General features: G+C 36.9%; 2 protein-coding genes. Both read left to right on the top strand.

Going from position 1 to position 3,034, the window contains the following annotated elements:
• On the top strand, positions 1-198 hold a 198-nt coding region (locus ACVFVN_RS14540; protein WP_456235841.1), incomplete at its 5' end, for a hypothetical protein.
• A gap of 11 nt (positions 199-209) precedes the next feature.
• A partial coding sequence (locus ACVFVN_RS14535) for a DUF6443 domain-containing protein (protein WP_456235840.1) occupies positions 210-3,034 on the top strand: 2,825 nt, incomplete at its 3' end.

Below are 3,034 nucleotides of genomic sequence, written 5' to 3'. Positions count from 1 at the left end.
GATTATCAAATCACTACTTATAGTTATGACCCTTTGGTAGGCGTTAGAAGTGTTACACCACCTTCTGGTCTGCGAGAAATTTACATCTATGATACAGCCCAACGACTGAAGGAAGTCAAACGATTGGAGAAAGATGGTACTACTGGTTCTATGATCTATCGCACACTTAAGGAAAATGAATACCATTACAAACAATAATATTAAAAATTATGAAAAAAAATAGATTTATTCTTTTTGCATTATTGTTTGGCTCGGTAGCCTCTAAAGCTCAGACCATACCAAGTGCTGATCAAAATTATGTTTTTTCTACGGTTTTTCTGGATGAAAATAAAACTAAAAAGCAGGAAACAATCCAATATATGGATGGCTTGGGTAGGCCCAAACAAATTATAAATGTAAAAGCTTCCCCATCTCAGAATGATATCGTAACGCAAATAACCTACGATAATCTAGGAAGACAAGATAAAGACTATCTTCCGATGCCACAGCAATCTAGTACAAATGGAGCCTTTTATGGTGGTGTTTCGGAGATAGTAGGTTCTCCTTTGTATGGAGGTGTAGCCCCTTTTTATGCTCAAAAAGAAATTGAAAAATCTCCATTAGAACGACCTTTGTCTACAACAGCTCCTGGTGCATGGGCAAACAGTAATAAAAAGATTAGTTTTAACTATTCGGCCAATACCAGTTCAGAAGTTAGGAAATACTCAGCGACTACAATATCTTGGAGTAATGGGGTTACTAATTCTCAGTTAACCCATAATGCTAGTTATGCTGCTAACCAGTTATATAAAACCATAACCACAGATGAGGATGGCAATGTTGTTACCGAATTTAAAGATAAACAAGGGAAAGTTATTTTAGTAAAGCGTTATGTTAATAAAGTTAGTGCTGCAGACACTTATTATGTCTATAATGAATATCAACAACTTGTCTACGTTATTACCCCCAATGCAGTAGCGAAAGGAGTCGTTCTGCAAGCAGATTTAGATGACTTGTGCTATCAGTATAATTATGATGCTAAGGGGAGGCTTGCTGAAAAAAAGCTGCCAGGAAAAGGTTGGGAGTATTTTGTCTATGATAACCAAGATAGGTTGGTATTATCCCAGGATGTTAATATGGGAAGCAAACAACAGTGGCTTTTTAATAAATATGATAAATATGGAAGAATTACCTATACAGGGCTATATACCAGTTCCTCGGTCTATTCCAGTGCTGGCAGAAATGCTGAACAAAATGTAGTTAATACAAAAGGCTCTAATAATGTTGAAAGAAAAGCCTCTGCCTTTACACAACCAGGTCTGTCTGTCTATTATGATAATGATGCCAGTAAAAACTACCCCAATGCTATTACAAAATTGCTTAGTGTTAACTATTATGATACCTATCCTCTAGGTACTCCCGACCATGGTACCACGGTATTGGATCAGGCACTATTAACACAAGACGCGCAGACTAATATAATTAGTACCAAATCATTACCAACAGCTAACTTTGTAAATAATGTAGAAGCCAATGGCTGGACTAAAAACTATATGCGTTATGATACCAAAGGACAATTAGTAAAAAACCATACTTTAAATCATCTTGGAGGTTACACCATTACCGAGAGTAAACTAGACTTTACGGGCTCTCCTGTAAAAACCAAAACCTATCATAAAAGAAGAAATACAGATGTAGAACTAATTGTAGAACAAGATTTTGAATATGATCTTCAAAATAGACTAGAAAAGCAGTATCACTGGGTAGTTGGTAAGTCCCTGAAAGAGCTTTTAGTATTTAACCATTATAATGAGATAGGTCAGCTTGACAACAAAGATGTAGGAGGTGTTTTGGGACAGAATTTACAGAACGTAAAATATTCCTATAATGTGCGAGGCTGGTTAACAGGTATCAATAAAGACAATATTATTGTCGGAAACGAAGCAAGTTATATTCCATCGGGTCTTACAAATGGAAAGCTTTTTGGTTATAACATTAAATATAATAATCCCGAAAGCTCGTTATCCCCAGGAAGTTTTAATGGCAATATTTCGGAAGTTGATTGGATATACAACAACGGCAGTGATATGTTACACAGATATAGCTATGCTTATGATAAAAGCAGTCGTCTAATATCAGGTAATTATCAACGCCCTGATCTTACTGTTCCTGTAGCTCTAACTAATGATGAATATATAACATATGATCTGAATGGCAATATTATTAACCTACAAAGAACAACATCTCCTATCAAAGGAAATACGCCTTTGCTTATAGATGACCTTACATACAATTATTCAGGCAACAAGGTGACCAACATACAAGATGCATCCGCCAACAGTCTGGGCTATCCAGGAGGAGGCCAAACCATATCGTATGACAATAATGGCAATATGACAAGTATGCCTGATAAAGGCATCAGTAAGATTGATTATAATTACCTAAACCTTCCTACAGAGATTCTACAGAATAACAATAAAACCAATTATTACTACCGTGCGGATGGGACCAAAATAAAAAAACAATACAACCTAGTCAATGCCACAGGAACCAAAATAATCAATACAGAGTATCTTGATGGCTTCCAGTACTCAACTCCTAATACAATGCCGATACGTCGGGCATTGGAAGAAACGGATACAGCAACACTACTTGCTACTACTGCAGGACAACCTGAGACCTTCGCTCTAGATACCGAACGTGTTTTGGTACCTATAGATCCAGGTGGCGGATCCGCAGATGACGTTGTCTTGTCTTTCTTCCCGACAGCAGAAGGCTATTACGATTACGAAAATCTTCGTTATATTTACCAATACAAAGATCACTTAGGAAACGTAAGACTAAGTTATACCAAAGATGGTGGCACAACCAAGATTGTAGATACCAATGACTACTATCCCTTTGGCTTAAGCTTTATTAAAAGAGACGGAAATCTTCCTGTATTTGATCCGCTCTCTATACCATACAATTACAAATACAATGGTATGGAGCTGCAAGAAAGTGGTATGTACGACTACGGTGCAAGATTCTATATGCCGGATATTGGACGATGGGG

It is taken from the genome of Soonwooa purpurea, assembly GCF_053891095.1.
This window is presented reverse-complemented; position numbering and strand designations above follow the sequence as displayed.